Annotated in this window: 28 protein-coding genes and 1 other annotated feature; of the genes, 2 read left to right on the top strand and 26 right to left on the bottom strand. The window is 39.5% G+C overall.

Features of this window, described 5'->3' with window-relative positions; translation table 11 throughout:
- Positions 1–27: 27 nt before the first annotated feature.
- The 17 genes from N7548_RS02335 to N7548_RS02255 all read right to left on the bottom strand — a co-directional run bounded on the left by N7548_RS02335 (position 28) and on the right by N7548_RS02255 (position 16,518).
- Positions 28–1,848, bottom strand: coding sequence for a DUF2779 domain-containing protein (locus N7548_RS02335; RefSeq protein WP_263607795.1), 1,821 nt, complete (start codon positions 1,846–1,848; stop codon positions 28–30).
- A gap of 142 nt (positions 1,849–1,990) precedes the next feature.
- Positions 1,991–3,643, bottom strand: a complete 1,653-nt coding sequence (locus N7548_RS02330; RefSeq protein ID WP_263607794.1) for a M26 family metallopeptidase — start codon at positions 3,641–3,643, stop codon at positions 1,991–1,993.
- Positions 3,640–4,983: a glutamate--tRNA ligase gene (gltX, locus tag N7548_RS02325; protein ID WP_263607793.1), complete on the bottom strand. Its 1,344-nt coding sequence runs from the start codon at positions 4,981–4,983 to the stop codon at positions 3,640–3,642. The genes N7548_RS02330 and gltX overlap by 4 nt, the downstream gene beginning before the upstream one ends.
- 90 nt (positions 4,984–5,073) lie before the next feature.
- Positions 5,074–5,469 carry a 30S ribosomal protein S9 gene (rpsI, locus tag N7548_RS02320; protein ID WP_263607792.1) on the bottom strand — a complete coding sequence of 132 codons (396 nt, stop codon included), beginning with the start codon at positions 5,467–5,469 and terminating at the stop codon, positions 5,074–5,076.
- Positions 5,470–5,471: 2 nt separating this feature from the next.
- On the bottom strand, positions 5,472–5,906 hold the full coding sequence (gene rplM, locus N7548_RS02315; RefSeq protein ID WP_303645792.1) for a 50S ribosomal protein L13: 435 nt from the start codon (positions 5,904–5,906) through the stop codon (positions 5,472–5,474).
- 152 nt (positions 5,907–6,058) lie between these two features.
- Positions 6,059–6,958, bottom strand: a complete 900-nt coding sequence (locus N7548_RS02310) for a YitT family protein (RefSeq protein WP_263607790.1) — start codon at positions 6,956–6,958, stop codon at positions 6,059–6,061.
- Between the two features lie 2 nt (positions 6,959–6,960).
- Entirely contained in the window at positions 6,961–8,517 is a 1,557-nt protein-coding gene (gene metG / locus N7548_RS02305; protein ID WP_263607789.1) for a methionine--tRNA ligase, read from the bottom strand.
- 45 nt (positions 8,518–8,562) lie between these two features.
- Positions 8,563–8,764, bottom strand: a binding site (T-box leader).
- 81 nt (positions 8,765–8,845) lie between these two features.
- A complete protein-coding gene (rsmI, locus tag N7548_RS02300) occupies positions 8,846–9,694 on the bottom strand; it encodes a 16S rRNA (cytidine(1402)-2'-O)-methyltransferase (RefSeq protein WP_263607788.1) in 849 nt (282 codons plus the stop codon).
- A 1-nt stretch (position 9,695) separates the two neighbouring features.
- Positions 9,696–10,106 (bottom strand): hypothetical protein, encoded by a 411-nt coding sequence (locus tag N7548_RS02295; protein WP_263607787.1) that lies wholly within the window; start codon positions 10,104–10,106, stop codon positions 9,696–9,698.
- The gene (locus tag N7548_RS02290) at positions 10,081–10,839 is read right to left on the bottom strand and encodes a tRNA1(Val) (adenine(37)-N6)-methyltransferase (protein WP_263607786.1); all 759 of its coding nucleotides are present in this window, start codon (positions 10,837–10,839) and stop codon (positions 10,081–10,083) included. The genes N7548_RS02295 and N7548_RS02290 overlap by 26 nt, the downstream gene beginning before the upstream one ends.
- Positions 10,829–11,632 carry a PSP1 domain-containing protein gene (locus N7548_RS02285; protein WP_263607785.1) on the bottom strand — a complete coding sequence of 268 codons (804 nt, stop codon included), beginning with the start codon at positions 11,630–11,632 and terminating at the stop codon, positions 10,829–10,831. Before N7548_RS02285 ends, N7548_RS02290 begins: the two co-directional genes overlap by 11 nt.
- An 11-nt stretch (positions 11,633–11,643) precedes the next feature.
- Positions 11,644–12,582: a DNA polymerase III delta subunit-related protein gene (locus N7548_RS02280; protein ID WP_263607784.1), complete on the bottom strand. Its 939-nt coding sequence runs from the start codon at positions 12,580–12,582 to the stop codon at positions 11,644–11,646.
- A complete protein-coding gene (gene tmk / locus N7548_RS02275) occupies positions 12,570–13,184 on the bottom strand; it encodes a dTMP kinase (RefSeq protein WP_263607783.1) in 615 nt (204 codons plus the stop codon). Before tmk ends, N7548_RS02280 begins: the two co-directional genes overlap by 13 nt.
- A 12-nt stretch (positions 13,185–13,196) precedes the next feature.
- Complete coding sequence (truA, locus tag N7548_RS02270) at positions 13,197–13,919, bottom strand: tRNA pseudouridine(38-40) synthase TruA (RefSeq protein ID WP_263607782.1); 723 nt, start codon at positions 13,917–13,919, stop codon at positions 13,197–13,199.
- Positions 13,909–14,883, bottom strand: coding sequence for an energy-coupling factor transporter transmembrane component T family protein (locus N7548_RS02265; protein WP_263607781.1), 975 nt, complete (start codon positions 14,881–14,883; stop codon positions 13,909–13,911). Before N7548_RS02265 ends, truA begins: the two co-directional genes overlap by 11 nt.
- On the bottom strand, positions 14,876–15,727 hold the full coding sequence (locus N7548_RS02260) for an energy-coupling factor transporter ATPase (protein ID WP_263607779.1): 852 nt from the start codon (positions 15,725–15,727) through the stop codon (positions 14,876–14,878). The genes N7548_RS02265 and N7548_RS02260 overlap by 8 nt, the downstream gene beginning before the upstream one ends.
- On the bottom strand, positions 15,703–16,518 hold the full coding sequence (locus N7548_RS02255) for an energy-coupling factor transporter ATPase (protein ID WP_263607778.1): 816 nt from the start codon (positions 16,516–16,518) through the stop codon (positions 15,703–15,705). The genes N7548_RS02260 and N7548_RS02255 overlap by 25 nt, the downstream gene beginning before the upstream one ends.
- A gap of 119 nt (positions 16,519–16,637) precedes the next feature.
- Here N7548_RS02255 and trxA point away from each other — a divergent pair, with 119 nt between their 5' ends.
- Positions 16,638–16,949 carry a thioredoxin gene (trxA, locus tag N7548_RS02250; protein ID WP_263607777.1) on the top strand — a complete coding sequence of 104 codons (312 nt, stop codon included), beginning with the start codon at positions 16,638–16,640 and terminating at the stop codon, positions 16,947–16,949.
- A 1-nt stretch (position 16,950) separates the two neighbouring features.
- Positions 16,951–17,799, top strand: a complete 849-nt coding sequence (locus N7548_RS02245; protein WP_263607776.1) for an NAD(P)/FAD-dependent oxidoreductase — start codon at positions 16,951–16,953, stop codon at positions 17,797–17,799.
- 38 nt (positions 17,800–17,837) lie between these two features.
- Here the strand turns inward: N7548_RS02245 and N7548_RS02240 are convergent, their stop codons facing one another.
- From N7548_RS02240 to rpmJ, 9 genes are all read right to left on the bottom strand, one after another.
- A complete protein-coding gene (locus N7548_RS02240) occupies positions 17,838–18,017 on the bottom strand; it encodes a hypothetical protein (RefSeq protein WP_263607775.1) in 180 nt (59 codons plus the stop codon).
- Between the two features lie 5 nt (positions 18,018–18,022).
- The gene (locus N7548_RS02235) at positions 18,023–19,849 is read right to left on the bottom strand and encodes a beta-N-acetylhexosaminidase (protein WP_263607774.1); all 1,827 of its coding nucleotides are present in this window, start codon (positions 19,847–19,849) and stop codon (positions 18,023–18,025) included.
- A 90-nt stretch (positions 19,850–19,939) separates the two neighbouring features.
- Positions 19,940–20,377, bottom strand: coding sequence for a MarR family winged helix-turn-helix transcriptional regulator (locus N7548_RS02230; protein ID WP_263607773.1), 438 nt, complete (start codon positions 20,375–20,377; stop codon positions 19,940–19,942).
- A 96-nt stretch (positions 20,378–20,473) separates the two neighbouring features.
- Complete coding sequence (locus N7548_RS02225; protein WP_263607772.1) at positions 20,474–22,165, bottom strand: M3 family oligoendopeptidase; 1,692 nt, start codon at positions 22,163–22,165, stop codon at positions 20,474–20,476.
- Positions 22,166–22,290: 125 nt separating this feature from the next.
- Entirely contained in the window at positions 22,291–22,653 is a 363-nt protein-coding gene (rplQ, locus tag N7548_RS02220) for a 50S ribosomal protein L17 (RefSeq protein WP_263607771.1), read from the bottom strand.
- A gap of 11 nt (positions 22,654–22,664) precedes the next feature.
- A complete protein-coding gene (locus N7548_RS02215) occupies positions 22,665–23,669 on the bottom strand; it encodes a DNA-directed RNA polymerase subunit alpha (protein ID WP_263607770.1) in 1,005 nt (334 codons plus the stop codon).
- A gap of 30 nt (positions 23,670–23,699) precedes the next feature.
- A complete protein-coding gene (rpsK, locus tag N7548_RS02210) occupies positions 23,700–24,086 on the bottom strand; it encodes a 30S ribosomal protein S11 (RefSeq protein ID WP_263607769.1) in 387 nt (128 codons plus the stop codon).
- Between the two features lie 11 nt (positions 24,087–24,097).
- Positions 24,098–24,463, bottom strand: coding sequence for a 30S ribosomal protein S13 (gene rpsM / locus N7548_RS02205; protein ID WP_263607768.1), 366 nt, complete (start codon positions 24,461–24,463; stop codon positions 24,098–24,100).
- A gap of 12 nt (positions 24,464–24,475) precedes the next feature.
- Positions 24,476–24,589 (bottom strand): 50S ribosomal protein L36, encoded by a 114-nt coding sequence (gene rpmJ, locus N7548_RS02200; protein ID WP_052591112.1) that lies wholly within the window; start codon positions 24,587–24,589, stop codon positions 24,476–24,478.
- Positions 24,590–24,593: the final 4 nt, after the last annotated feature.

Genomic DNA, 24,593 nt, shown 5'->3' with positions numbered 1-24,593 from the left:
TCATTAGACAATCCCTTTATATAGGGATTACCTAACGGAAGCAATCGTCCGTAATTGTTGTAAGATTTCGACCATGGCCCACGTATCTTGTTTACAGTATTCGAGCATGTCTCTTCGGACCCTTTCCTTGGTTTGCGGGTCATATAAAGGTAATTGCGCATACTGAACAATCGCGTCATTACCATTCGCTACAGGCATGCCCTTGTAGGTTAAGTTTGAGAACAATGGTAGGACTTTTTTAATCGAATAAGAGCCATTTAAATCATTGTGATAGTAATTGATTTTCTTCGCTTCTTCTTCGTCATAGCCTAAGTTCTTGTATAGTTTGGTATTGCCTTTAACAATATCCATTAAATCGAATAACCGGTCAGCGATGTCAATCAAGCGATCTTTGTAAGCTGGAAAGAGCCTTGCTAGCTCATGAATGCGGGTTTTTTCAAATGCGATATTGTAGACCAGAACAGAACCACCATCGGGTTTGATGACATCGATCATCGCTTGAATCAAAGCCTCTCTTTGGTCACTGTGGTCGCTAGCTAAAAACGAATAGTTGTCTTCATTTTTATCACATACATTGGGTTCATGTTCGACGTGAATCGAGAATTGAAATAGGGATTGCATGTAAGGACCTTCCCCTTTAAATCGTGGTAATGGACAAGGGAATGATTCAAAGTCTAGATGATAAATCGGGTACCTGAGCTCTAGAATACCTTCTCTGATTTTTCTAAAATTATAATACGGCTCATGTGATTCAATGACACGTCTTTGAATGACGTTATTTTCCCGTTTTAGCCACGATTCAGGGATGTCTAAGGCATTGACTATCCCTTCATTAATCAGCTCAAAACGGTCTCTTTTTTCACCGTATTCGTCGGTAAATCCATTATGATTATTGAGGTAGGTAAGAATGCTATTCTTCTCAGGGACTTTGGACCAACATATATTGTAAAATTGACATTGTTTTCGGTCTTTACGTTGACAGTGTTTACCGATATCTACCGGGTTCGCATTCATATGGTTTAAATAGCTTATGACGGTATTCATATCCGCTTCAATGATGGGCATATAGCGTTCTGTAATGCTGGTGAAATCTACCAAAACAATGATGTCTGAGCCATACACTGGTTTGTTGTTTTCATCGTATTTACCATCGAAAATGTAGTCTTTGTTTAACACAGCTAAGTAGTACCCTTGTTTGCCTGTAGGTGCGTCTTTACTGTGTTCGATGACATATCGTTGGAACGCTAAGTCATACACATATCGACCTTCATCGGAATAACGGTCATAGAGTTTTTGAAGTTTCTTGTCGTACTTTTCATCGGTTGGAAAACCCAAGTCTTTGGTCAGCATGAGGATCCCATCGGGTGAAAAGGCGAACATCGACTCTTTATCATGGGTCATATCGATGTATTTACGCGATGTGGTCGCTTTGGTTTCGAAGATTTTGAACCCATCTTCTTGTTGTAAGAAGCCGTCTAAGAAACAGTAAAAGTGATACCCATCTTTTTCCATTTCAAATCGTTTTTGTTTGTAGGTATCGAGCATATTGAATTGAAAAGAACCGCTAAAATGAGCTCTAACCGCTTGTGCAGTTAAGCCTTCAATGGCGTTATAGAATGGCATCATCACGTTGAGTTGTGGGTCATCCTTCATGATGAGGTCTTCATCACCTTCATACATATCGTTTAATAGTTCATCTCTTTTGATTCCATTTTCAGCGGTCATCAAATCATCCATGTCTTCAGAAAATGTAACAATGGCTTCACCTTTTTTACGGTAAATTTCTTCGAGTGCGCCATAACGACTACAGCGAATGATGTTGGTAAACCCGGTCTTGGATATTCTCATGACAAATCACCTCTTGATGTCATTATAGCGGATTGTTTTTTTTATGCAAGTCATCAAATATATAAATCTATTTATATATTTTTAAAGAGGGGCTTTTTGGAAAGAAAAAATGTTACGAGTTTGGTCGTAACATTGATCTTATTTATTCACTGAAAATTAAGGTTTCTAAAATGAAGCTGCTGGTGAAATAGGTTTGTAAGCTTGCATAAGTCACGGCTTCAACAGCACTTGGTGTGCTACTTGGGGTATCGCCATAGACATTAACAACACGTCCAACAATCACATCTGAACCAATGGTTAAGACAGCGGAATCAACGGTAACCGACTTGGTAGGGTTCATGTTACCAACCACTTTAGACGCTTGTAACGTTGTATTCTCGCCTGGATAAACCATGATGGTGCCCATCAAATACGCTGCTTTTTCTAAGCGTTCGCCACCCAATTGGATGCCGGCTAATCCACCTACAAACATTCTATCGAATGATACGATGGTTACTTCGGTTGAACTACCGACAACAATGTCCACATTTGCGTAGGCATTGATGATACCTGATGTGGTGAAACCAACCAACCCACCAACCGATAACTCATCGTCATTTCGGTCATTGGTAGAGGTATTTGACGCTTTCAATAAATCGATTTGACCTTTCGCATAAACGCTATTGACGTTTGTTCCAATCGATGTGCCTAATAAACCACCAATATAAATGGCTTGTGCGGTATCGTTTGTGGTCGTCGTGGTGATGTCTACTGAGACTTCTATTTCAACATCTGCGCTGGCGTTTGTAATGGATGAACCACTCAAACCCACGTTTTCAATCTTACCGATTAAACCACCAACGTTGGTAACGTCTTGAGCGGTTACCACAATCGAACCAGTCGCGCTCACATCGGTCACTTGGGTCGCTTGTGCTCTACCGACTAAGAGACCTGCGTGTGGTTCTGTACGACCTGTGATGGCTAAGTTTAAATCGACATTTTCAATGGTGATATCGGTGAGTTTACCACCCGTTTCTGATAAACCGGTAATCCCGCCAATATAGATTTGGCCGGTTCTAGAGAACGCAGCCGCGATGCTGGAATTCTTTAAAGTAACGTTTTCAATGAGACCGGCATTTTTACCAGCGATGATCCCGATATTTTGGGTGCTGGTTTTAAAATCGACAATGACATTTTCAACGGTTAAATTCTTAATGGTGCCACGGTTATATCCAAACAAGCCGATATAGGTGGTGGTTAAATCCATTTTCAAGTTTTTAATGGTTTTATTATTACCATCAAAAGTCCCTGCGAATTGTTTTGAACCAAATGGGTTTTGGAATGCTGCGTCTTCAAAATCCAAGTCATTTTCTAAGCGATAGAACGCCGTTAAATCGTTAGGAATGTTGAGGAAATCTTGAATGGTTGAAATGAGTTTCGGTTCGGTTGCACTACCACCTTCTGTGGTTGTGGTTGCTTCACCGGAAGCCATCTTATGGGCTTTCCCACCATAGGTTGCGAACACACTGAATGTGTATTTGTAACCAACAGATAAGCCTTCAAAAATAATCGATGTCAAATCATTAGCATAGGTTGGTGCCTTACGAGTGACTTCATTACCTAAGTAATATAAGACCACAGTAATCCCATCTTCGGTGATTTCTTCTTTCGGGTCAACCACATCAAACTCCATATAAATGGTGGTTCTTGCTGGTGTGACATTTTTGATGGAAATCTTCACGTCTGATTTGGCATTACAACCGGCTAGTAAAACTAAAGTTAGAACAAATGCGATTAATGTCAGAAATTTTTTCATGCTTTATTCTCCAATTTTTCTATAGTTTTGTCGATACGGCTCAACGCGACTTCTTTACCTAAAAGGGATAAGGATTTAGGTAAATCTGGTCCATGCATCGCGCCTGTGGTCGCGATTCTACAAGGCATAAACAAGGATTTGCCTTTGACATTTAAACGTTTGCCCACATCTTTAATCGATTCTTTGATGTCATCTGCGTTGAAGCTGCTCATGGATAATTGGCGTCTGAATGCTTTGATGACTGGTAAGGTGTCTTCTGATTTTAAGAAGTCAAGCGCTTCTGTTTCATATTCAAATGAACCATGGAAAAATTCGTTATGTAATTCGACGATTTGTGCGCCGTAAGCCGTTCTTTCGTGCAATAGACTGCAAAGATCGGATACCCAAACTGGATTTGACACATCAATGCCTGCTTTTTCTAGGTGTGGTTTACACAATTCAACGAACGCTTCATGAGACATTTTCTTCACATATTCTTTGTTGATATAGGCGAGTTTTACCACATCAAACATGGCAGGTGCTTTCGATAGTCTAGAAGAATCAAAATGATGGATGATTTCTTCTTTGGATAAGATTTCTTGGTTAACTGCAGGGCTCCATCCAAGAAGTGCGATGAAGTTCATCATCGCTTCTGGTAAATAACCGAGTTCACGGTATTGAGAGATGAATTGAACAATCGATTGGTCACGTTTGGACAATTTCTTTTTCTTCTCATTCACGATGATGGTCATGTGACCAAACGTCGGAATTTCCCAACCAAATGCTTCATACACCATCATTTGTTTTGGGGTATTGGTAATGTGTTCTTCCCCTCTTAAAATGTGGGTAATCTTCATAAAGTGGTCATCGATAACCACAGCGAAATTGTAGGTAGGAATGCCGTTGTCTTTAATCATGATCCAATCTTCTACTTCTTTGGATTGGAATCTCAATGTCCCTCTGACCATGTCATTAAAGACATATTCTTTATCTGCTGGGACTTTGAAACGAATGGCGTATTTGCTAGAACCTTCTTTGTATTCTTTGTAAGCCATACCCATGTCTAATAGTTTTTCTGCGTACTCTTTATATAAATCCAAACGTTCAAGTTGTCTGTATGGACCATAAGGGCCACCTTTATCAGGAGACTCATCCCAATCTAAGCCCAACCATCTTAGGTTGTCTAGTTGTGATGCTTCACCGCCAATGACATTTCTCTTCACGTCAGTATCTTCAATTCGAATTAAAAAATCGCCCCCATGGCTTCTCGCAAACAAATAGTTAAAAATCGCTGTTCTAGCGTTACCTATATGTAGTAGCCCGGTAGGACTTGGTGCGTATCTAACACGTACTTTATTCATACAAAAACCCTCTTTCGCATATATCATTATACGATATATGGTGTTTTCTTACAAGAAAAAAAAGGGCAATCCGAAGATTGCCCATAAAAATTAACGTTTTGAGAATTGTGATGCTCTACGAGCTTTCTTAAGACCGTATTTTTTACGTTCTTTAGCACGTGGATCTCTGGTGACTAGTCCAGCAGGTTTTAAGGTTGCTCTCAAGTCAGGATTGATTTCCATCAATGCTCTGGTGATACCCAAACGGATTGCACCAGCTTGGCCGGTTAAACCGCCGCCATATACGTTAACAGAAACGTCGAAACGACCTTCTGATTCGGTAATTGCTAATGGTTGTAAAACGTCAAGACGGGTTGCTGCTGAAGGGATATATTCTTCGAATGGTCTGTCATTTACGACGAACTTACCAGTACCACTTGTTAGGATAACTCTTGCAACTGAACTCTTACGACGTCCTGTGCCTAAATATTGAACCGCTTTTGCCATGATTATAATACCTCCAACTTAACTGGTTGTTGAGCAACATGTGGATGTTCGCTACCAGCATAAACGTATAATTTCTTAAACATTTGCTTACCTAAACGGTTGTGCGGTAACATACCTTCTACTGCTTTTTCTACCATTCTGGTTGGGAACTTAGCCATAACATCTTTAGCCATGGTTGTCTTTAAGCTACCAGCATAATCACTGTGTGAATAATAGACTTTACCAGTCCATTTCTTCCCTGTTAATTGAATTTTTTCAGCATTAATAATGATAACGTTATCGCCAGTGTCTACGTGAGGAGCGTAGTATGGGTTATTCTTACCTTTTAAAATTGCTGCTACTTGAGTCGCTAAGCGACCAAGGGTTGCACCATCCGCGTCAACGACATACCATTTTCTTTGGATGTTCGCCGGGTTGGGCATTGTTGTTGTTTTCATCATTGTAATTCTCCTCCTTATTGTGGTTGTAATAAGGGCTATTTTGGGCTTTTTTAAAACGTACCGTATAAATCTTACTATAAGTAGTGGTAATTGTCAACCATAATATGTAGTAATTTCAACTGCACCGTTTTGATTCAAAATAACACCACTTATACGATGGTTTTTCTTGCAAAGTTACCTTGTATGGTTTTTACCGGTTGGGTAATCATAAAGGCTTTTGGATCAAAATCTTTCACTAATTTTCTGATTTGAGTCAACTCATAAGACGAAATCACGACGATGACCATGGTCTTTTCTTTGTGAGAATAAGCCCCTTCCACTTTCGCCAATGTAACCCCACGATAAACTTTCTCTAAGATCAATTGCGTGAGTTGTGCTGGCGATTCTGTGATGATTTCAACTTTCATAAAGTTATACGCTGTATGTAATTTATCTGTGACAATCGTCGAAACAATGATACGAATGATGGTGAATGCTGCGACACTCGCACTACCAAAGACGAATGCACCGACCAAGGCGATGCCGACATTGAGCACTAAAGATATGAATCCGACTGAAGTGCCATGACGTAACGAATAATATTGTGCAATGATATCTAGCCCACCGGTTGATGTGCCATATTTCAATGCGCCACCGACACCAACACCAATCAATAGCCCACCCATAACAGCGAGCACGAATGTATCTGAAATCCCCATATTAACCACCGGAATAAACCCTAAGATGGTCGATTGGATCACGACAGAGATGATGGAGTAAATGGTAAATCGTTTGGAAACACCAAACCAACCCAAAATCAGGATTGGGATGTTACCCAACATGATAAATATCCCTAAGAAACTATTGCCTAAATTGAGCCCGAAATGTGAATTCAACACGTTACGAGTCAACTGGCCAATCCCAGGAATACCCCCAGTATAAAGCGGTTCTGCTGCGGCTTCTAGAAACCAGCTTACCCCGATACCATAGATGATGGTAAAGAAGGTCACAGCGAACAAAGCACGTAATTCAAGAAAGAGTTTTTCGTTATTCTTAAATAGGTTGCTCATGGTTATCCTTTTAAGATTTCTTCAAGTTTCTCTTGTGGGTTATAACGTTCGAATAACACCACAGGTGGATTGAGCTTAACACCATCTTCAAAGCCACCAAATGTGGTGATGGATTCAAAGGTATGGTTGGTTGTATTAATTTGTCTTAAAATTTCATTTGCAGTATCTGGGATGAAGGCACGTAAAACCACGGCAGTGATACGAATGGTTTCCAATAATTCATACAAGACACCATCGAGTTCTGCTTGTGCGGTTTCGTCTTTAAAGAGTTTCCATGGTTCTGTTACATCGATAAACTTGTTGGCTTGTCGAAGTACTTTCATGATTTCTTCAATCGCGTCAGCGACACGGTATTCATCCATTTTAGCGCGGACTTGATCTAAGAGGTGCGCTGTCGCATCCACCAATGAAACCTCATAAGTTTTTTGCGTGTTCGCTTTCTTAATAACGCCACCACGGTATTTATTAGCCATACCAATCGTACGGTTGACTAAGTTACCAAGGGTGTTGGCTAAGTCTGTGTTGTTACGTTCAATGAGCAGTTCATAGGTTAAGTTACCATCGGCTGCGAATGGAATCTCATGTAAGACATAATATCTGAGTGTGTCTTTCTTAAAGAATTTTAAGATGTCATCGACATACAATGTGTTGCCTAAAGACTTGCTCATCTTGGATTTATCGATTAAGACCCATGGGTGACCAAAGACGGTTTTAGGGAGTTCTAGACCCAAAGCCATCAACATGATTGGCCAATAGATGGTATGGAATCTTAAAATATCTTTACCAATTAAATGTATATCGGCTGGCCAATACTTTTTAAACTTCTCGGATGGGGTTAAAGACGCGTCCAAATCCAACCCGCTGATATAGTTGGTTAAGGCATCAATCCAAACGTAAGTCACGTGTTTAGGATCGAAGGTTGGAATGCCCCATTTGAATGAGGTTCTTGAGACCGATAAATCTTGTAAAGGTTCGCTCAAGAAGTTGTTTAACATTTCATTTTTACGTGAATCAGGTGCGATAAATTCTGGGTGGTTTTGGATGTGTTCTACCAATCTTGCTTGGTATTTTTTAAGGTCGAAAAAGAACGTTTCTTCTTCAGTCCAAACCAGGGTATCCCCATTTGGACCCTTGCCATCAACGATGTCTTTTTCAGAAATAAATGACTCTTCAGAAACACTATACCAACCTGCATATTTACCTAAATAAATGTCGCCTTGATCATATAGTTTTTTGAAGATAGTTTGAACGACTTGGCGGTGGTTTTCATCGGTTGTACGAATAAAATGATCGTATTCTACACCAACAGCAGCGTAAATGCGTTTAATTTCACCAGAAATCAGGTCCGTATAGGATTGTGGATCCATACCTTTGCCTGCGGCACGAGATTCAATTTTTTGACCGTGTTCATCGGTCCCTGTTTGGAAATACACATCGTAGCCATCCAAACGTTTAAAACGTGCAATCGCGTCAGCGAGAATGGCTTCATACACGTTACCAACGTGTGGGATAGCCGACGCATAAGCAATCGCTGTTGAAATATAAAATGGTTTTTTCATCTTCTTCTACCTCCATTTTTTCGTAAAAAAATCGCCCTTAAAAACGCTAAGGACGAAAAGATCGCGGTACCACCTTAGTTCTATGGTTGCCCATAGCCCTCAAACACTTAACGCGTGCTCACGGCTCAATCTACCTATCGATTGAACGGCTCCAAAGTCATCTTCTGATTGGGTTCTGTTTGTTCGCACCAGCCACAAACTCTCTTGCTTAAAACCACAGTCATACTCTCTTTATCCAAGCCTGTAACCCTATTATATATAATAACCACTCTAAAAACAACACATTTATGCAGTGTTTTTTCAGTGATTTTTAAAACAAAATGAACGCTTATTTTTTAATCCCGCCAGCCTTAACGACTTGCTGATAGACTTCATTTTTATGAACACCTAACTCGCTTGCGACCTTTTTGATGGCCTCTTTTTCAGTGTAACCTAGAAGCACATATTCCTTCACATCGGTCAGAATATCACCTGAAGATGTGGCACTTTCTGCTTTCCCAGAAACCAGGATTACAAATTCCCCTTTTTCGTGAATATCCGAATTGAGTAAGGTTTCGATATCACCTTCATAGAATGTCTCAAACTGTTTGGTAAGTTCTTTAGCAAGGACAACCAAACGGTTACCTAAAACCAATTTCATATCACCCAGGGTTTCTTTGACGCGGTCACCGCGTTCATAAAAAACAAGGGTGTGTGGTAAACCTGAAAGTTTGTTCAATGCGAGTTGTCGCTTAGAGACGGTACGGTCTAGAAACCCAAAAAAAGTGAATGGTTGTGGTACCAGACCAGAGGCCACTAATGCGGCTAACACAGCGCTCGCGCCAGGAATCGGAACTACCGGAAAATGATCTTTAACCAATTGAACGACTTCGAAGCCTGGATCTGAAATGGCCGGGGTGCCAGCATCGGTGACCAATCCCACAGAATCGCCATTTTCGAGATGTTTTAAGATCTCTTGACCCGCACTCACTTTATTGTGTTCGTGATAGCTTTTAACGGGTTTCGATATTTCATAATGACTGAGTAACTTTAATGTATTACGGGTATCTTCAGCAAAAATCACTTGAACCGTTTTTAGCGTTTCAAGTGCTCTGAGTGTGATGTCTTTTAAATTGCCTATAGGGGTTGAAATCAAATACAAAGTGGGTTTGGTTTCAACGAAACTTTGGCGAATCATATTACTCCAAACAAACACGTTTGGCTTGTTCGTGCCAATCGCGTTCTGCGTAGATGACTCTCATCAATTCTTTTCTTTTCGCAACCCCAATTTTGAACTGTCTTCTCACATTATCGATGAAGAAATGCTCACTGGTATTGTATAAGTCGTCAAACATGGAAAGTTTCAATAGGTTGAGTAAGACGATGTGACGGGTTGCTTTAGGTTGAGAGACAAAATAGGCTACTGTTGCTTCTTTGTCGCTGGCTAATGAGAATGTATACTCTTTATAAATATCATCGCCAACTTCAGCCAACATCATGTTTAAAATACGTTTTTCATACGCATTTGGTTCTCCATCAATCGCGACCATATGAATCGCCAAATCGAGGAATTTAAGTTTTTCCTTACGGTTTAGTAGACTGAGTAACATATGAATCCCTCCCAATGTTATATATGTCCAATATGGCTTTTGTCCAATTGTCTTTGTGATAAACCACCAATGGGGTCTCGACAATTAAGCCACCTTCTAATCTGTTTTTTGAAGCTTCAATCAACACATGATTGGGTTTGGTGTTTCTTCTAGGTTGAACCAAACGCATCCGTTTTGGCTCTAAGTCATGCTTTCTTAATAAGCTTAAGATATCGGTTAAACGGTCTGGTCGATGGACCAAATAGAACGATCCACCGTTATTTAATAAAGAATGCGCTTCGATGATGAGTTCCTCTAAGGTTAACATCACTTCATGTCTCGCGATGGTCAAATAATCATTTTTGTTTAAGTGTGGTTCATTGGGTACTTTGAAGAAGGGTGGGTTCGCTGTAACGATGTCGAATGACAATTTACCAACCTCTTTAGAAATACCCTTTAAATCGCGGTGGTGTAGATGAATTTGATCTTCAAGGTGGTTGACTTGAACCCCTTTTAAAGCCATATCAAAGACCGCTTGTTGGATTTCAACCCCGTGAATCTCAGCCTTTGTTTTTACCGATAAATACAGCGGTATCGCTGCGTTACCAGTACATAAATCCATAATACGTTTCGTATTCTTTTTGATTTTGACAAAATCACCTAACAACATCGAGTCGATGGAAAATGAAAACATATCCGGGTCTTGGATGATTTTTAATCGCGGGTATCCCAATAAATCATTTTCAATTTGCATGTTTCTTTTCAATGTCCTTTAGAAGCACATAACCAAAGGAACCATCTTCATAGGCTACTTTGAGTTGTTGTCTCAAAATATTGATGGAAATCACGGTTGCGCCACCATCTTTGGTTTTGATTTTATCGCCCACATCCGGCATGTTTTGACGGAGTTCTTCATAGACGCTATTTTCAAACTTGATGCAGCATAATAACTTACCGCAGTTCCCACTGATTTTTTGTGGGTTTAAAGATAAGTTTTGATTTTTAGCCATTTTGATGGATACGTTATCGAATTCACCAATGAATGTAGTACAGCAGGTAATTAAGCCACATGGCCCGATCCCGCCAATGAATTTAGCCCCGTCTCTTGAACCCACTTGTCTAAGTTCAATACGTGTTTTAAAACTTTCAGACAAATCTTTGACCAGTTGTCTAAAATCCACACGGTTCTCAGATTCGAAGTAAACGACCAAACGATCGCGGTCTAAAGTATATTCAGCGGCTAATAGCTTCATATCGAGTTCATTGCGCTTAACCAATTCTTTAGTGACCTTAATCACTTGGAGTTCTAAACTTTTGTTATAATCATTTTCTTCGATATCGTTATCGGTGGCTAGCCGTAAAATCGGTTTGAGTTCTGTTTGTAATTCTTCTTCTTTGACTTCTACAAGCTTCCCTACTACTTTGCCCAATTCAATGCCACGAACGGTTTCGACCACAACCAATGTTTGGTCTTGAACCGGTAATGTATTGGGATTAAAATAGTATCTTTTGCCAGCTTGTCTAAATTGTACTTGTGCAACAAGCATGTATTCACCTTCTAACTCTCTAAGTCAAGCACCAACTGTGTGAGTGCCATCTCTATATTAATATTATAGTTTAATCTATACAAAAGCGTTTGTATTTGTTTTAAATGCTTTAAAATATCTTCCATGGTGAGCATACCCGCGATGGTTTCATACTCTTCGCTGAACACATCGAACGCAATGATCTCCTGATTTTTCGTTTTCAATAAGTCTAGATAATAAATCATGATCAGTTCTAAAAATTGAATAAGCACCGCTTTATCCGAACGAATGATGCTCATTTTGGTTTCAAATAATAACCACAAAGGCTCTTTCTTTAATAAGGTTTTGTGGTAATTTTTGACACAGTTTATGAGTTCAATGACATCATCTTTTTTGGCCATTTCCATAACGATGGCGCGGTCTTTATTTAAATAAGGTAGGAATTCTGCCAAATAGGGGTCAACCCCTGCTTCCTTCAATTCTAAAGTGAGTTCATGCTCACTTCTTGGTTTTAAGAAGATGATTTGACTACGTGACTGAATGGTAGGTAAGACGAGTTCTGGATTATCTGACAATAAAAACCCTACGGTTTGTTTGGATAGGGGTTCTTCTAAAAATTTTAATAGACCATTGGCCGCAGCGGTAGATAATTTATCGACTTCATCGATGATGTATACACGTGCACCTTTGGTTAAAGATGTCTTGGAAAATTCGCTTTGTAAATCAGCGATTTGTTCCTTTTTAATGTTTTGACCAGCAGGTTCGATGAACATTAAATTCACATGCCCATTGGTTTTGAGCAATTCTGCACCATCTGTCTTATTTAATAGTAATGCGTTCGCAATCTCGAATGCCAGTTCTTTCTTTCCGGAACCTTTCGGACCAGTGAATAAATATAAATGACTTAGACGGTCTTTAGCAATCGCTCTTTTAAATTGATCTAGAATGGCTTGTTGTTTTATTTTTGGCATAAAAGCACATCCTTTAAATGGGCTTTTACATCGTCGATGACTTCTTGCATGGTGCGGTCACCATTGATGACCAAATAGCGTTGTGGGTACATGTCAGCGAGTTTCAAATAACCCTCACGTACTTTTTGGTGGAATTCTAATTTTTCCAAATCCAAACGATTGTTTTCTCTGGATTTGATTCTTGATAATCCGATTTGTGGGTCAGAATTGATATACACAGTTATGTCAGGCATGTGTTCTAACGCGAATGTGTTGATTTTTAAGATGGCATCAAAGCCCAAACCGCGGGCATACCCTTGGTAGGCTAAAGAGCTATCGATATAACGATCACAAAGAACGACTTGATTCTTTTCTAATGCTGGTATCACGGTTTCTTCTAGGTGTTGAACACGTGCTGCAGCAAAAAGGAGGGCTTCCGTTCTCGCTCTCATGTGCGTATTGTCTTGATCTAAAATGATGGCTCTAATCTTTTCAGCAATGTCTGATCCGCCCGGTTCTCGGGTCGCGACACAGCCAATATTGTGTTCTTTAAGCCACTTCACTAAGGTTTGAATTAAGGTTGTTTTACCAGAACCTTCGCCACCTTCAAATGTAATAAACATGATTGCCTCCTCTTAGTACCAAACTTGTTTTAGATAGAGCCCTTCGGGCGAAGCAGTTTTACCTACTTTGGATCGATCTTGGTGTTCTAGAATGTCATCCATAATCGATAAGGGTCTTTTACCTCGACCGATATCGGTGATGGTACCTACCATACTACGAACCATATATTTCAAGAAACCATCCGCGATGAATGTGAAAATATAATGGGTATCGGTTTCTTCTAGGGTTGCTTGAAACATCGTACGAACGGTGGGTTTATGTTCTACAAATACACCAAAACCTTTAAAATCATGGGTGCCTTCGAGTTTTTGAATCGCCTGTTGCATCCAATCGACATTGAGTGGGTATTTAATATAGGCTTCGTAGTTTCGCCTGAAAATATTATAGTCTTTCGCAAGCACATACACATAGCATTTTTTAACCGCTGAAAATCTTGCATGAAATGATTCATCTACCAAAACGATGTCTAAAACAGCGATATCGTTCGGTAAATAGGTATTAAGTGCCCTTAACCAAGCAGAATCAGTCATCGGATTTTGGGTATCAAAATGACACACCTGTCCGAGTGCGTGTACCCCTTTATCGGTTCTGCCCGAAGCGACCACTTGGATGGATTCTTTCGCGATTTGACTCAAGGTTTCTTCGAGCACTTGTTGGATGCCTAAGCCGTTATTTTGGCTTTGAAATCCTTGATAGTTGGTACCGTCATAAGCGATGGTTAATTTATAGCGCATAGATGACGCCTGTATTCATTAAAATGACCACGGTAAGTAACCCCAACAAGGTGATGATGGTCAAGATATCCAAATATTGAATGCTCATGACATCAATCTTGGTGCGTTTTTCACCGATGATATACCCTCTAGATTCCATCGCATTTGCCAAATCTTCTGCGCGCTTAAACGAAATGATAAAAATTGGGATTAATAACGAAATCATCTGAGAAATTTTCTTTTTTAACGTCGATTCACTGAATTCAACCCCACGAGAGGCTTGAGCTTTCATGATTTTTTGAGTTTCTTCCAATAAGGTTGGGATAAAACGCAAGGTTAATGATAACATCATAGACAGTTCAGCAACTGGAAATTTTACCCATTCGAGTGGTTTCATGACGGCTTCTAAACCATTGTTTAAGTCGGTGGTCATGGTTGTAAAAGTCAATAGTGATGACAATAAAATGATGACCATGATTCTAAAGAGCAAGAACCCTGTCCGGAACAATCCATCGGAATAAACCATGAAATCATAAGACCAAATTTTACCATAAGGGAGTAGATATTGAACCAAAAATAAGGAAAATACCATCAATAAAAACATCGTTGAGCGGTATTTGAACTGGCGTTTGTAGACATTATATAAAACGATGATGAGGACAATCGCTGCGATTGAAACCCAACCAAGGGTCATATCGACGTCTAGCAATAAATCACCGGTTCGGATATTAAATATTTGGATAATGAACGTAAACGTAAGCAAGAACAGTAAGGCTTTCATCCCGCGAATCATTTTCATGAATGGGATTCCTGTGGTCAAAACCATGATGATGGTTAATCCCAATAAAATCGCCATCAAAGTAAATGAAGGGATGATGAACGTGATGACCATCGATAACATCAAAGCGATGATTTTAACGCGAGGGTCCATTTTATAAATCCAAGTATTACCATGAACATATTGACCAATCGTGATGTTATTCATGGTGCACCTCCTTCAAATATTGAATGAGGTCTTCTTCTGTAAAGATTTGTTTAAAAGGGTATCCTAAGGTTTTGGATAGGTATTCCATCATCCGATAGGCTTGAGGTTTGGCCAAATGAAGCTTTTCAAATTCGTCGGTCATAAACAACAATTCTCTGGTGCCATCAAACTTGATTTTACCTTTATCCATGACTAATATACGTTTCGCATAACGAGCGACAATATCCATATCATGGGTAATTAAAACGATGGTTTTCCCATGTTTTTCATGTAACTCATTGAATAGTGCCATCATTTCATCTGAACCTTTGGGGTCTAATCCACGGGTGGGTTCATCTAAAACAAGCATTTCTGGCTCCATCGCTAAAATGCCCGCGATGGCGACCCTTCTCATTTGTCCGCCACTGATTCTAAACGGAGATTTTTGGAGAATTTCTTCATCTAAACCCACCAATGCGGCAGCGTGTCTGGCTTTTTCTTCAGCATCTTTTAAGGATAATCCGAAGTTTAACGGTCCAAACATGATGTCTTTAAGAATGGTTTCTTCGAATAATTGGTATTCAGGAAATTGGAAAACAAGCCCAACTTTTTTACGGATTGGACCGATTTTGGTGTTTTTATCCGCTAATGGTAGGGTGTGTTCGTAGATTTGAACGGTTCCACGGGTGGGTTTTAATAACGCGTTCATGTGTTGAACCAATGTGGTTTTGCCACTACCGGTTTGTCCACAAATCGCGACAAATTCACCGTCGTTAATGGCTAAACTGATTTGATTGATGGCTTCGTAAGTCTCATTTTTAACGCCACGATAAAAATAACTTACTTGGTTAAACTGTATGCCCATAACGCTTTTACCAATGCTTCATCTTTCTGTAAGTGGTCGTCTTTGATTACTTGGTCATAGACGCGCATCCCGAATGGGATATTGAGGTCAGTACTTTCTAAAATGTCTTTGTGGCTGAAGACATCGTCAGGGGTACCGGATAATACAACTTTGCCTTTATTGAGTACGATGATTTGGTCTGCTCTTTTCGCAAACTCTAAATCATGGGTGATGGTGATGATGGTTTTCTTATATTCTTTGTTGAGTTTAACGATGAATTCTGTGATGTCTCTGACGCCTTCAGGGTCTAGCATCGAGGTTGCTTCATCGAATATCATGATGTCTTGATTCATCGCGAGTGCGCCAGCGATAGCGACACGTTGTTTTTGACCACCGGATAATTGGTGTGGTTCTTTGTCTAAATAATCCTTCATACCGACCAAATCGACGTATTCATCAATCAACTCTACCATTTTCGGTTGTGGAACACATTGGTTTTCAAGACCAAAAGCGATGTCATGTTTCACCGTGACACCGACAAATTGATTATCTGGATTTTGAAACACGATACCGACTTTTTTACGGATATCGCGAACGTTATTTTCATTCATTTCAAGACCATCGATCAAAATGTGCCCTGCATCTGCTTTTAAAAGACCAATCAAGAGCTTTGCGAGTGTGCTTTTGCCGGACCCATTGTGTCCGACCACACATACCCACGACCCTGCTTCAATGTCGAAGGAGAGATTTTGAATGGCTTCGTCTTTGTTATTATATGAAAATTTGAGGTTTTCAACCTTAATTTTAGACATTTAATCACCTACTAGAGTTCTTATCTATTATAACATAATAATTGTTGCAAACCACTAGATTTCTCTTCGCCAAATAGGTATAATACTAACTGTTATTTCTATATAGGAGGAATCAGAATATGGCTATAGCTATTACCAAAGAAAATTTTAAAAGCGTTGTTTTGGAATCCAGTGAACCTGTTTTAGTGGATTTCTGGGCAGCATGGTGCCGTCCTTGCCAAATGTTAGGACCCATCGTTGAATCTTTATCCGAAGAAGTTAAAGGTTTAGCAGTGGTTGGCAAAGTAAATGTCGACGAACAAGCAGAACTTGCAAACCAATTTAGAATCATGTCCATCCCAACCGTTTTGGTGTTTAAGGGTGGTAAAGTTGTAAACTCCATCATTGGCGTACGCTCAAAAGACGAACTTAGAAAAGCTCTAGGCGTTTAAGATGTTCGATACAATCATTATCGGTAAGGGTCCTTCAGGGATCTCAGCCGCGATTTACCTCAAGCGTTCTAACAAGAACGTTTTAGTCATTGGTAAAGACAATGGATCACTCTATGACGGGGTGGTTATTGACAATTACTATGGCTTTCCTGGGGGAATTACTGGCACTGAGCTCATTGAGCGCGGGGTAAAACAAGCCAATGAATTGGGCATCGACGTTTTACATGATGAAGTCATCGCTATTGACAAGTATGAACATTTTACAGTCACCACTAAAAAAGGTGTCTATGAAGGTAAAACCGTATTACTCGCTACGGGTAAACCAAGAACCACATTAAAGATTAAAGGGTTTCAAAAATATCGCGGTAAAGGCATCAGCTTTTGTGTGACCTGTGATGGGTTCTTCTTCAGAAAGAAAAAACTCGCACTCATTGGTTATAATGAGTATATGTTACATGAACTCAAAGACATGGAGTTTCTAACGGAAGACATTCAAATCTTCACCAACGGAAATGCTTTGACTGTCGACGTGGATTATCCAGTCGTTCATGAACAAATCACGGAGATCACCGGTGACGAAGATAAAGCAACCACCATCGTAACAACCAATGGTTCATATGATGTTGAAGGGATATTTATTGCGTTAGGTTCGCCTGGTGCAGTTGAATTCGCAACACGTATTGGCGCGATTGTTGAAAACACCAACATTGTTGTCGATGACAATTTCATGACCAACATCGAAGGGTTATACGCCGCAGGCGATACCGTCGGTGGGGTATTACAAGTTGCGAAAGCAGCAGCCGATGGGATGCACGCGGCCATCGCGATTAAAAAACAACTAAAAAAATAACGATAGAGATCAAACTGATTTCTATCGTTTTTTCTTAATTATTCGGATAATTTTTCTTCTAAAATAGCTTTGGTTAATTTGAATGCTTTGAGTCTTCTAGTCAGCGTGGTATGCGGTCCAGTACCAGGTACGAGATTAGGTAGTGTCTTCTCGCTTTTTTTGATCAGGGAGTCCATCGCTTGAATCCCTTCAAGTAGTTCCTCTTTGGTATATGTCATGGTTTTTACATCTTTCCAAACGATGTATAATCACCGTAATAGTTTAGGTAGCGACAACCATTATAATCATCATTAGCGATATCAATGATTCTTTCATCCAATTCTGGAATATGGCTAATGGTCGCGTTTATAAAGTCATGAAGTGTATTGGCGATATCGGTTAATCTTTGTTTTAACCCACCTAAACGATGGCTATGATGTTCAAATCCAAAGGGTTTATTTTCCAGATGCCACTGGGTATAAAACGCTTGATAAAATAGTTCGATTTTTCGAATGATGGTTGGGATTTCGTGATAGGTGATGTCGTGTAATGCAGGCATATCTTTATCATCATATGCTTTTTTAAGGCGTATACTCAAAGTGGATTTAAGAGTCAATACATCCGTTAATTTATACAAAGTATCAAACAAATAGGTGTATGGTCCTGCTACCTTTGTGTCGGTTTTTAATATCTTTTTATATCGTTGGTAATAAGCTGCATAACACGGATGTAACTTTTGATTGTAGAGTCCTAAAAATGGGTCTTCATACAATAAATATTTAGATGGATTCACTGGAATAGCCAGCGGATTCGAATAGAGTTTATTCGGTAAATCGAGGTCTAACCAGTTCTGATAAGTGAGATTACTAATCAATGATAACAGATTGTCTTTATTCAAACGATCATCTCCATTGATTTGTTCGATGATGTAACACAAACCAGGTAGTATGGAAAATTGTGACGCTTCTCCACCATTATCTCCCCAAGACGTGACGATAAAATCTTCAATCTGATACTGTTTCGCAGCTTCAATGGCGAGACGCATGGTTCGCATCGTTACATCATTATTTGGTGCGAAACCAATCCACTTCCATGCGCCACCTGCATAACCATAATTATCGGTCAATTGATTCAAGGATTTGAATTTGGCGTGGTATCTTTGAATATCAGTTTGATAATAGTCCCAATAAATCAGTTTGATATTTTTAGGTATTTTAGAAGTGATGTCTTCACTGAATTCGACTTGATCATTAAAGTAATGCCCGCCCACCAAGTGGAAAAACATGTCTGCCCACATGGCTGGTCGATACCCGTATTTCACACACAATGCATTCACTTTTTCTAAGTGTTCGAACATGATTTTTAGTCTATCTTGATACCCATACTTTTGAAGGTATTTACCTAAGCCAAGCATCCATGCTTCATCCATGCCGATATTAATTTCTTGGCTTCTAAAGACTTTTTTGGTGGTTTTTAACATATTTTCGATGAGCTCATACGTTCTTGGTTCACCGACCAATAGAATGTCATCGATGTCTTTGATTGGGCCATAAGTGTGGTGTTTAAAAATCGACGAAAGGTGTGCTAAGGTTTGAATGTATGGGACAATTTCGAAATCGAGTTTCGCAGCGTAATCGTCTAAACGTTTGAGTTCTGCTTGTGTATAACGACCACGCATATAACCAAATTGTGGTTCGTTATCCACTTCGAATACATCTTCCAAATATAAACCAAGGTAGTTATATCCAAGTAAAGACAAAATTAAAATATATTTTTCCAGAGTTTCAATTTTAGGTACGGCCATTCTCGCTACATCCAACATTAAACCCACCCGTTTAAAGGCGCGTTTTTCAATATAGATATAGTTCGTTTTAGGGTTAGATAACCATATACCCAAAGCTGTTAAAGCATCATTGATGTTGTTATATTCAATTTTGACTTTCTCATCTGTTTTATGAATTTCATAGCCAGGGGCATTTCTTTCTATGAAATTCACATGTTGAATGGATTTAAGGTCTAAGTTCAATACCATTTCAAGTTGATGGATGGCCTGTTTTAATGCGTTGTTCATAAGATCACACTCATTTCGATAACAGTATAACATATATAGAAGGATGAATTTTTCCCATCCATGAAAAAAAATAAAACAGACCGAAGTCTGTTATTTCGTGCATTTAAAGTTTTTCGCATTCAATCCCAATGTTTTTAACAATGCTTGAAGTTGATCTTGTTCTTCTTTGGATAAGACATTCAATACGGTCATCATATTTTTTTCATGCTGAGGATAAATGTCAGCCATAAATGCTACACCTTTAGGGGTGAGTTCTACCTTGAAGATGCGTTTGTCGATTGGGTCTTTGGTTCGAGTGATTAAATCGCGTTTGACAAGATTATCTAGCACATATGTCATGGATGAGTTCGCAATCAAAACTTTATCGATGATTTGTTGTACGGTCAGTGCCCCTTTATGATATAACGCTTCTAATGTCCCAAATTCAGAAGGATTTAAACCATAACTTTGGATATCTTGTTTAATTAAGTTTTCAAGGCTATTCTTTGCGCGAAATAGCACAGTGATGGTTTTTAAATCGTGTGACATAGGGGCCTCTTTCTATTGTATTTATTTTAAATTCGAAATACTATTCATAGTATAACAAAAAAACCTGGGTTTTGTCCCAGGTTTTGCATCATTATTTTAAAGTTTTGTATCATCAATGGTGTTTAAGAACGCTTCAAGTGGCTGAATGGTTCTTAAAATGGTACCATCTTCAAACGGGCTATCGAGTTTCGCATCCTTCATCAACGCGACAAACCCTTTAGAGCCGCCCAATTTACATAAATCGACATAGGAAGACCAAGCTTCTTGGTGGTCCTTATGGTCTCTGATCCAGTATTGGAATGCACAGACTTGTGCGAGGGTATAATCGATGTAATAGAATGGGGATTGGAAAATATGGCCTTGACGGAACCAGTAAGTCCCTTTTTCCATAAATTTGTCATCGTCATAATCTCTGGAAGGGATGTATTGTTTTTCTAGTCTTCTCCAAGTTGCTTTACGTTCATCTTTAGACATCGATGGGTTTTCATAGATTTCATGTTGGAATTCATCTACGAGTGCCCCATAAGGTAAGAATGAGATAGCGCCTGATAAGTGGGAGAAATAGTATTTTTGTGCATCTTCTTTGAAGAATAGTGGTACCCACGGCCACGCAAAGAATTCCATACTCATCGAGTGAATTTCACACGCTTCATACCCAGGGAATCGTTGCATCGGGTTGATGAACTCTCTGGATTGATACACTTGGAACGCATGTCCTGCTTCGTGGGTTAAAACGTCAACATCGTGAGAAGTTCCGTTAAAGTTCGCGAAAATGAACGGGGCTTTATAGCCTGGAATGAAGGTACAATAACCGCCACCTGCTTTACCTTTTTTAGAGTCTAACTCAAGTAATCCTGAGTCTTTCATGAAGGTAAAGAATTCATCGGTTTCTTTGGATAATGCTTTATACATCGTGGTTGCTTGAGCCACTTGCCAATCCAAATCACCTTTAGGTGTTGGATTACCAGATAAGAATGAAATCGTATCATAGCTCTTCAAATCTTGAATGCCCAAACGCTTCGCTTTGCGTGCGACAAGCTTTTCAACAAATGGCACCACATCGCGCTTAATTTGCTCTCTATAGGCCTTAACTTCCTTCGAACCGTAATCGGTTCTACCCAAGCGTTTGTAACCCAATTCGACGAAATTGGCGTAACCTAACGCTTGTGCAGCCTGATTTCTTACCGAGACCAATTGATCATAAATATCGTCGAGTTCCGCTTCTTTTGATTCGAAAAATTCAGATATTTTGAGTTGGGCACGGTGTCTAGTTTCACGGTCTTTACTTTGGGTAAATGGACTCATTTGAGATAAGTTATAAACCCCGCCATCGAATTCAATTTGTGCGGATGCAACCACTTTAGAGTATTTACTGTTCAGTTTGTTTTCTTCTTGTAAGAGTGGGATAATTTTTTCATCAAACGATTGAAGAGAGACTTCTAGTTGATTGAAATAGTGTTGTCCAAATACGTTGACAAGTTCAGGTTTAAATGGGGATGCGTACACCAACTTATTAAATTCATTCACGTAGTTTTGAAGTTCAGGTGAGACTTCATCCATGAAGTTCATTTCAGCTTCATAGAAATCATCCTGGGTGTTTAAAGAATAACGAATTGAAACGAGTTGATACATGGTATCGACCTCATCGATGAGACCAAATACTTGTTTAATGATCTCAGTTTGTTCGTTAGCATCTTTAGCGGCTTTAAATGCTTCAGTAAATGCGACATACTTTTGTTTAATCGCATCTACATCGGGTCTTTGATAGACGTAATCTTGAAATTTCATTTGAGATTTCCTCCTAATAATTTATGAATAGTATACCACTTTATGGTCACAATTCCTCACAATTTATATTAGAAAACGACAAAAAAACACAGAAATCGATGACTTCTGTGTATGTTTTGATTTTGTTATTCCACAAATTGGATGATAGCCATTGGGGCTGAATCACCAAGACGTGGCAACGTTTTGATCACACGGGTGTAACCACCGTTACGATCTTTAAACTTAGGGGCAATTTCACCAAACAATTTTTGAACTGCAGTTTGTCCTTCTTTGACAAGTTCGTCTCTAACGATTGTTAAAGCTTGGCGTCTTGCAGCTAATGTGCCTTTCTTACCAAGGGTGACCATCTTGTCAGCAAGTTTGCTGAGTTCTTTAGCTTTAGCTTGTGTGGTTTCAATTTGTCCATAAATAATTAAGTCTGTAACCAAGTCTCTAAGAAGTGCTCTTCTTTGTGAACTGTTACGTCTTAATCTGCTATATCCTGCCATAGTAGTTCTCCTTATTCGTTGTCATCGTCAGAAGCAACGTCTAGTTTTCTACCGTTAGCATAACCAGCAGCAAATCCTAAACCTAAATCTTCTAACTTCTCTTTTACTTCTTTTAAAGACTTACGTCCTAAGTTACGGACGCGCATCATTTCTTCTTCAGTCTTCTTTGTTAATTCTGCGAGCGTGTTGATGCCAGCTCTCTTCAAGCAGTTGAATGAACGAACGGATAAATCCAATTCTTCAATCGGTTTTTCAAGCTTGTGAGTGTTGGTTTCGCTTACTTTTTCAGACATGAAACTGATGTCATGGGTGGTTGCGTCCAAGTCAACGATGACGGATAGATAATCAATCATCATCTTAGCAGCTAATGATAAAGCTTCATGAGCTTTGATAGCGCCATTGGTTTCAACTTCCATAATCAATTTGTCATAATCAGCATCGTTGTTGACACGGGTTTTTTCAACTTCGTAAGCAACACGATTGATCGGTGTATAGATCGAGTCGATCGCGATAACGCCGACGGAATTCGAGTAAGCCTTGTTCTTCACAGAACCCACATACCCAATACCACGTCTGACGGTCATATACATCGATAATTTACCACCTTCAACCACAGTCGCGATGACTTGGTCTGGGTTAATAATCTTAATATCACTGTCATGAATAATATCTGAAGCGGTAACGACACCTGCACCGTTTTGGTGGATTTCAATTTCTTTTTCGAAATTAGGATCTGTAGAATCTACAGATAAAACCACTTTTTTAAGATTCAAAACAATACTCATTACGTCTTCCATTACACCTTCGAGTGTAGAGAATTCGTGTTCAGCTCCTTCAATCTTCACATTGACAATCGCAGCGCCTGGTAATGATGATAAAAGTACACGACGTAGTGAGTTACCAATGGTAATCCCATAGCCTCTTTCGAGTGGGCTGATGGTGCAAATTGCTTTGGTATTATCGCCTGATATAGACTCAACCTTTACTTCTGGTTTCGAAAACTTAAGATCTTGCAAAATGATTACCTCCTTTATTTGTTATAGATATTATCCACGAGGACGTTTTGGTGGGCGGCATCCGTTGTGTGGTACTGGTGTAACGTCTTTAATCGCAGTGATTTCAAGACCTGCTGCTTGGATCGAACGGATCGCAGCTTCTCTACCTGGGCCTGGGCCTTTAACGGATACTTCAACTTTGATGACACCATGTTCGATAGCGGCTTTAGCAGCTGCTTCGGCTGACATTTGTGCAGCAAATGGGGTTGATTTACGGGAACCTTTGAAACCTAATGCACCTGCACTGCTCCAAGCGATTGCGTTACCGCCTTGGTCTGTGATGGTGACGATTGTATTATTAAACGTGGTATGAATGTGAGCCATTCCAAGCGGAATATTCTTCTTTACACGACGTTTAGTTGTTTTTTTACCTGCCATGATGACCCTCCTTATTTCTTCTTATTCGCGATAGTTTTAGCTTTACCTTTACGAGTACGCGCATTTGTTCTTGTGTTTTGTCCTCTTACTGGTAAACCTTTTCTATGACGAATTCCACGATATGAACCAATTTCCATTAAACGTTTGATGTTTAATGTGATTTCTCTTCTTAAATCACCTTCGACTTGGTATTTTGCAACTTCAGTACGAATGCGGTTTAGTTCATCTTCTGTTAAGTTCTTGACTCTGGTATCTTCTGATACATGAGCGTCTTTTAAAATTTGTTCTGATAGACTTCTTCCAATCCCGTAAACGTAAGTTAAGCTAATAACTACGCGTTTTTCGCGTGGAATGTCGATACCTGCTATACGTGCCATATTATTCTCCTATTATCCTTGACGTTGTTTGTGTTTTGGATTTTCACAAATAACCATTACTCTACCCTTGCGCTTTACAACCTTGCATTTGTCGCAAATAGGTTTTACTGATGCTCTAACTTTCATTTGA

It is taken from the genome of Paracholeplasma manati (assembly GCF_025742995.1).
GTDB lineage: Bacteria > Bacillota_I > Bacilli_A > Acholeplasmatales > UBA5453 > Paracholeplasma > Paracholeplasma manati.
The sequence above is the reverse complement of the archived record's forward strand: the minus strand, read 5'-3'. Positions and strand labels throughout refer to the sequence as shown.

Bases quoted from the DNA above. Each gene is read 5' to 3' on its own strand.
- rpsI (WP_263607792.1), bottom strand. From the start codon at position 5,469: ATGGCAAAAGCGGTTCAATATTTAGGCACAGGACGTCGTAAGAGTTCA.
- rpmJ (WP_052591112.1), bottom strand. From the start codon at position 24,589: ATGAAAGTTAGAGCATCAGTAAAACCTATTTGCGACAAATGCAAGGTT.
- N7548_RS02330 (WP_263607794.1), bottom strand. From the start codon at position 3,643: ATGAAAAAATTTCTGACATTAATCGCATTTGTTCTAACTTTAGTTTTA.
- N7548_RS02290 (WP_263607786.1), bottom strand. From the start codon at position 10,839: ATGCAAATTGAAAATGATTTATTGGGATACCCGCGATTAAAAATCATC.
- N7548_RS02335 (WP_263607795.1), bottom strand. From the start codon at position 1,848: ATGAGAATATCCAAGACCGGGTTTACCAACATCATTCGCTGTAGTCGT.
- N7548_RS02235 (WP_263607774.1), bottom strand. From the start codon at position 19,849: ATGAACAACGCATTAAAACAGGCCATCCATCAACTTGAAATGGTATTG.
- N7548_RS02260 (WP_263607779.1), bottom strand. From the start codon at position 15,727: ATGGGCATACAGTTTAACCAAGTAAGTTATTTTTATCGTGGCGTTAAA.
- truA (WP_263607782.1), bottom strand. From the start codon at position 13,919: ATGCGCTATAAATTAACCATCGCTTATGACGGTACCAACTATCAAGGA.
- rplQ (WP_263607771.1), bottom strand. From the start codon at position 22,653: ATGGCAGGATATAGCAGATTAAGACGTAACAGTTCACAAAGAAGAGCA.
- N7548_RS02225 (WP_263607772.1), bottom strand. From the start codon at position 22,165: ATGAAATTTCAAGATTACGTCTATCAAAGACCCGATGTAGATGCGATT.
- metG (WP_263607789.1), bottom strand. From the start codon at position 8,517: ATGAAAAAACCATTTTATATTTCAACAGCGATTGCTTATGCGTCGGCT.
- gltX (WP_263607793.1), bottom strand. From the start codon at position 4,983: ATGAATAAAGTACGTGTTAGATACGCACCAAGTCCTACCGGGCTACTA.
- N7548_RS02240 (WP_263607775.1), bottom strand. From the start codon at position 18,017: ATGACATATACCAAAGAGGAACTACTTGAAGGGATTCAAGCGATGGAC.
- rplM (WP_303645792.1), bottom strand. From the start codon at position 5,906: ATGAAAACAACAACAATGCCCAACCCGGCGAACATCCAAAGAAAATGG.
- rpsK (WP_263607769.1), bottom strand. From the start codon at position 24,086: ATGGCAGGTAAAAAAACAACTAAACGTCGTGTAAAGAAGAATATTCCG.
- tmk (WP_263607783.1), bottom strand. From the start codon at position 13,184: ATGTTTATTACATTTGAAGGTGGCGAAGGTTCTGGTAAAACAACCTTA.
- rsmI (WP_263607788.1), bottom strand. From the start codon at position 9,694: ATGATTCGCCAAAGTTTCGTTGAAACCAAACCCACTTTGTATTTGATT.
- N7548_RS02245 (WP_263607776.1), top strand. From the start codon at position 16,951: ATGTTCGATACAATCATTATCGGTAAGGGTCCTTCAGGGATCTCAGCC.
- N7548_RS02265 (WP_263607781.1), bottom strand. From the start codon at position 14,883: ATGAATAACATCACGATTGGTCAATATGTTCATGGTAATACTTGGATT.
- N7548_RS02255 (WP_263607778.1), bottom strand. From the start codon at position 16,518: ATGTCTAAAATTAAGGTTGAAAACCTCAAATTTTCATATAATAACAAA.
- N7548_RS02295 (WP_263607787.1), bottom strand. From the start codon at position 10,106: ATGTTACTCAGTCTACTAAACCGTAAGGAAAAACTTAAATTCCTCGAT.
- trxA (WP_263607777.1), top strand. From the start codon at position 16,638: ATGGCTATAGCTATTACCAAAGAAAATTTTAAAAGCGTTGTTTTGGAA.
- N7548_RS02310 (WP_263607790.1), bottom strand. From the start codon at position 6,958: ATGAGCAACCTATTTAAGAATAACGAAAAACTCTTTCTTGAATTACGT.
- N7548_RS02280 (WP_263607784.1), bottom strand. From the start codon at position 12,582: ATGCCAAAAATAAAACAACAAGCCATTCTAGATCAATTTAAAAGAGCG.
- N7548_RS02230 (WP_263607773.1), bottom strand. From the start codon at position 20,377: ATGTCACACGATTTAAAAACCATCACTGTGCTATTTCGCGCAAAGAAT.
- rpsM (WP_263607768.1), bottom strand. From the start codon at position 24,463: ATGGCACGTATAGCAGGTATCGACATTCCACGCGAAAAACGCGTAGTT.
- N7548_RS02285 (WP_263607785.1), bottom strand. From the start codon at position 11,632: ATGCTTGTTGCACAAGTACAATTTAGACAAGCTGGCAAAAGATACTAT.